Origin of the sequence: Natronorubrum sulfidifaciens JCM 14089 (assembly GCF_000337735.1) — an archaeon.
GTDB lineage: Archaea > Halobacteriota > Halobacteria > Halobacteriales > Natrialbaceae > Natronorubrum > Natronorubrum sulfidifaciens.
The window spans coordinates 1-4,619 of the sequence record NZ_AOHX01000032.1 but is presented as its reverse complement, the minus strand read 5'-3'; the positions used below and the strand labels follow the sequence as shown (position 1 = coordinate 4,619).

At 61.7% G+C, this 4,619-nt stretch carries 5 protein-coding genes and 2 pseudogenes; 6 read left to right on the top strand and 1 reads right to left on the bottom strand.

From position 1 onward, the window contains the following. Positions 1-55 precede the first annotated feature (55 nt). The 4 genes and pseudogenes from C495_RS18665 to C495_RS07610 all read left to right on the top strand — a co-directional run bounded on the left by C495_RS18665 (position 56) and on the right by C495_RS07610 (position 2,133). Positions 56-577 carry a DUF7282 domain-containing protein gene (locus C495_RS18665; protein WP_449406471.1) on the top strand — a complete coding sequence of 174 codons (522 nt, stop codon included), beginning with the start codon at positions 56-58 and terminating at the stop codon, positions 575-577. A 59-nt stretch (positions 578-636) separates the two neighbouring features. Further along, positions 637-1,180, top strand: a pseudogene (locus C495_RS18595) (AAA family ATPase); the annotation flags it as partial. Between the two features lie 59 nt (positions 1,181-1,239). Next, positions 1,240-1,605, top strand: a pseudogene (locus tag C495_RS18590) (AAA family ATPase); the annotation flags it as partial. 84 nt (positions 1,606-1,689) lie between these two features. Continuing rightward, positions 1,690-2,133: an acyl-CoA thioesterase gene (locus C495_RS07610; RefSeq protein WP_008161609.1), complete on the top strand. Its 444-nt coding sequence runs from the start codon at positions 1,690-1,692 to the stop codon at positions 2,131-2,133. A gap of 8 nt (positions 2,134-2,141) precedes the next feature. On the opposite strand, the gene C495_RS07605 is transcribed toward C495_RS07610, so the two are convergent. Continuing rightward, a complete protein-coding gene (locus tag C495_RS07605; protein ID WP_008161608.1) occupies positions 2,142-3,542 on the bottom strand; it encodes a hemolysin family protein in 1,401 nt (466 codons plus the stop codon). A gap of 100 nt (positions 3,543-3,642) precedes the next feature. Here C495_RS07605 and C495_RS07600 point away from each other — a divergent pair, with 100 nt between their 5' ends. Further along, positions 3,643-3,966 (top strand): glutathione S-transferase N-terminal domain-containing protein, encoded by a 324-nt coding sequence (locus tag C495_RS07600; protein WP_008161607.1) that lies wholly within the window; start codon positions 3,643-3,645, stop codon positions 3,964-3,966. After that, positions 3,966-4,475, top strand: coding sequence for a redoxin domain-containing protein (locus C495_RS07595; RefSeq protein ID WP_008161605.1), 510 nt, complete (start codon positions 3,966-3,968; stop codon positions 4,473-4,475). The genes C495_RS07600 and C495_RS07595 overlap by 1 nt, the downstream gene beginning before the upstream one ends. Positions 4,476-4,619: the final 144 nt, after the last annotated feature.

The window sequence follows — 4,619 nt, the reverse complement described above, 5'->3', positions numbered from 1 at the left end:
GAGATGTGTATAAGAGACAGTCTCCAACCCGACCGAACTCGAGGACCAAGAAGCGATCACGTTCCGCATCGACGGAACTGCCCTCGAGCAACAGACGCTGACCCTCGAGGCCGGCGAAACCCGAGAGGTAACCTTCGAGATCGACACAAGCGGGACCGCACCCGGCGAACGAACCCTCGGTGTCTACACCGACGGCGACGGCGAACTCCAGTCGATCGACCTCGAGTTCCACACCGACCCGTACGTCGAGGCCGTCGACGCGAGCGACGAGAACGTCACGGTCGATGTTGCGACGCCAGAAGACGGGTTCGTCGCGATCGAAGACGGCAATGGCGCTGTGATCGCAACGAGCGACGACATCGACGCCGGCGAGCACGAAGGCGTCAGCGTCCCGTTCGACGAGAACGCCACGGTCGACGACGACGCGGAACTCACCGCCGTCGTCTACGAGGGCGAGTCGGACGACCTCGAGAGCGCGACGGTCCTCGAACACGAGGGCGAACGCGTCGAGACGACGTTTACGATTGCCGACGTCACCAGCGACGATGACGACAGTGACGCCGACGACGAGGAGTGAGCTGAGAAGCTGCCGACTAACCGACCGATTCTTACCATCCCCAGCCCTACCGACTGGCGATGGACGCGCCGCTGTGGACCGACACCCACGCCCCCGAGCTGGCCGAGTTGCCACAGGCCGACGCTCGTGAGTATCTCGAGCAAGCCGTCGACGAGCCGATCAACCTCCTCCTGCAGGGACCACCTGGCAGCGGGAAGACGGCGGCTGCGCGTGCACTCGCACACGAGGCACACGCTGACCCGGACAACGACTTGATCGAGATCAACGTCGCCGACTTCTTCGGGCGAACGAAAACGGAGATCAAAAACGACCCCCGCTTCGCCCAGTTCCTCGTCGGCCGCTCGTCGATGTCCAAACGGGACATGATCAACCACGTCTTAAAAGAGTCCGCGAGCTACGCCTCCGTCTCCGGCGAGTACAAGACGATCTTACTCGATAACGCCGAAGACGTCCGCGAGGACTTCCAGCAGGCGCTCCGGCGGATCATGGAACAACACCACCGAACGACGCAGTTTATCATCGCGACCCGCCAGCCCACCAAGCTCATTCCGCCGATCCGCTCGCGGTGTTTCCCCGTCTCCCTGCGTGCCCCCTCGAGTCCCTGTCTCTTATACACATCTCTGATGGCGCGNCGCCATCAGAGATGTGTATAAGAGACAGACATCCGACAGGCCGTGCTCGCGGCTCAGACGACCGTCGAGACCGAAGGCGAACTGACGATGCAGGCGGCCTACGAGACCATCGGCGAGGTCGGCCTCGAGGACGACATCGAGGCGATGCTTGACGACGCCGAAGCCGGCGAGTTTACCGACGCACGAAAGGCTCTCGACGACCTGCTCGTCGACGAAGGCTTAGACGGTGGGGAACTCATCGAATCGATCCTCGAGATCGCTCGCAAACGATATCAGGGCGAGAAGCTGGCCCGTATGCACCGACTCGCGGCGGACATCGAGTTCGAGATGCACGAGGGCTCGAGCGACCGGATTCACGTCTCACATCTGTTGGCGGAACTGGGACGGGACGCCTGAGAGACGACCGATCGGTGATGACTCGCTTGCGTCGCTGCGACTCGAGTAGGTGTCTTCTTGAGAATACCTTGTGAAGGGGTGGGTATGCCAACTGTCCTGGAAACACATATCCAGAACCGATTTCGCGTCCAGCCAAACCACGCGAACAACAACGACACGCTCCACGGCGGCAACCTCATGAAATGGCTCGACGAGGTTGGTGCGATGTCGGCGATGCGCTTTGCCGGCGAAACCTGTGTGACCGCCCGCGTGAACGAACTGGACTTCGAGCGCCCGATCGGGATTGGCGATACGGCGCTGGTCGAGGCGTTCGTCTACGACGCGGGTCGGACGAGTGTCCACGTCGGCCTTCGCGCATGGCGTGAAGAGCCTCGAAGTGGCGAGACCGAGCGCACGACTGAGTCGTCGTTTACGTTCGTCGCAATCGACGCAGACGGGGCCGCAGTCCCGGTTCCAGAGCTCACTGTCGAGTCCGATCGGGGACGAGAGCTGCAAGCGCGGATGCTCGAGGTCGAAGACGGCGTATGAAAGTGCGGTCAGTCTCGAGTCACTGACTCCTCGTCGGTTTCGACGGCTTCGTCGTCGGCTTCGGGCTCGGATGGCTCCTCGAGTTTCCGCAGTCGAGCTTTCATGATGCGGGTGTTTTCGACGGTCTCGACAGTGATACGGACGCCGTCGTAGGTGATCTCTTCCCCCTCCTCGACGAGCCGGCCCGCACGGTTGAAGATGAAGCCGGCGATGGTCTCGAACTCCTGTCCTTCGGGAAGATCGATATCGAGCGCCTCGTTGACGTCTTCGATGTTGACTTCGCCACGGACGATAACGGTTCGTTCGTCGAGTTGCTCGACCGGTTCTTCCTCGCCGGTTTTCAGGATTTCGCCGACGATCTCCTCGATCATGTCCTCGACGGTCACCAGCCCTTCGGTCGTCCCGAACTCGTCGATGACGATCGCCATATGCATCCGGTTTTCGCGCATCTCGGTCAGCAGTTCGTCGACGTTTTTCGACTCGGGGACGTGTAGCGTCGGCTGGATGAGGTCCTCGAGGCACAGATCTTCGGCCTCGGTTTCGCCGTAGTTGAGATCTCGCACGAGATCGCGGATGTGGACGACTCCCTGAACGTTGTCGAGGCTCCCCTCGTAGACCGGCACGCGGGCGTGGCCGCTCTGAATACAGGTCTCGATCGCTTCGTCGATCCCGGCGTCTTTGGGGACCGCTGTGATGTCCAGTCGAGGGGTCATCACCTCCTTGACGATCGTATTGTTGAACCGGAAGATGCGTGTGAGCATCTCGTGTTCTTCTTCCTCCAAGACGCCCTCGCGCTCGCCGGATTCGATCATCTCCTGAATCTCGTCGCGGGTGACGTAGGGGGACTCGATCGCACCCGTCGAGCCCGTGAGCTTGTTGACCTGACGGGTGAGATAATCGAAGAGGACGATCAGCGGGTAGAGCAGGTACTCCGTGGCTTTCAGCGGTTTCGAGATCCGGATCGCCCACGATTCGGTGTTCTCGACCGCGTAGGACTTGGGGACGCTCTCACCGAACAGGAGCACGAGCGCGGTGATCCCGAACGTCGCCAACAGAACGCCGACCAGTCCGCCGAAATAGAGCGACAGGATCGCCGTCGCGATCGAAGACATCGCGATGTTGACGATGTTGTTGCCGACCAGAATCGTCACCAGCAGTCTGTGGGGATCGTCTTTGAGCGATTTGACCAGCTCTGCCCCCGCCACATCGTCCTCGACCATCCCCTCGAGGCGGTGTTTCGGCAGGTTAAACATCGCAATCTCCGAGGAGGAGAAGAATCCGGAGAGGCCAATAAGAACCGCCACCGCGAGGGCACCGAAAACCGTCACTGTCGACTGATCGAACTCGAGGCCCACGACTGGAGCCTCGTAGACGGCAACCACGACCTCGAGGAGCGGAGATAACGCCATTGATATCGAGAGTTGTAGCCGAATCGGTTAACCGTTTACCATTATCGCTCGAACTCGCCGCCGACGACACGCTTACCCGCCTGTTTGCCAAACGAAGCGTATGGGAGCATCCACCAGCGCAGACGGTGACGAACCGATCACCTTCTACCGACTGCAAGCCTGCCCGTACTGTGAACGCGTTACGCGACTGCTCGAGGCCTATGACCTCGACTACAGCTCGCGATTCGTCGAGCCGCTGCACTCGCGCCGAGATGTCGTCAAGCGCGTCGCCGGCGTTCGGACCGTCCCCGTCATCGTCGACGAGACCACGGGCGTCACGATGGCCGAGAGCGCGAACATCGTCGACTACCTCGAGGCGACCTACGGAGCGGACGCCGACACCGCCGACGCGTCGGCTGTCGCTGACGTCGGAGGTGACGAGTAATGCCCGAGTTCGAGGTCATCGACCTCGGCCCCGCCGACTATCCAGCAGTCGGCGACGAGGCACCCGAGTTCACCCGGCCGCTGGTCACCGACGAGTTCTGGCAGGATCGGACCCTCTCCGAACTCGCCGCTGATGGCCGAACGATCCTCGTCTTCACCCCGATGATTGGCTCGTTCGTCGGCAAGTACGTCTGGGACGAACTCACCGAGCGCGGGTGGGCCGACCACGACGAGCAGATCGTCGGCGTGACGGCCTCGACGCCGTATGCGATTTCGCGGTTCGTCGACGAGAACGACGTCCCGTTTCCGTTCTTTGCCGACCCAGCCAACGGGGTCGCCGATACCTATGGCATCGCCCACGACCTCGAGGGGATGGCCGGAATCAGCGAGCCTCGAGTCGCGTTTTTCGCGCTCGGCGACGACTGCACCGTCGAGGCCGCGTGGGTAGCAACCGAGTGGCCCGAGTTCCCCGACTACGACGCCCTCGAGGACCGCCTTGGCCTCCTATAGTCGCCACTCGAGCCGTCACGATACGCTTTTGACGGTACCGAGCCGACCTGTATCAAATGAGTGACCTCGAGCGTGCAGCAGCCGCGATCAGGGAGGGCAAACTCGTCGTCTACCCGACGGCTGTCTCTTATACACATCTCTGAT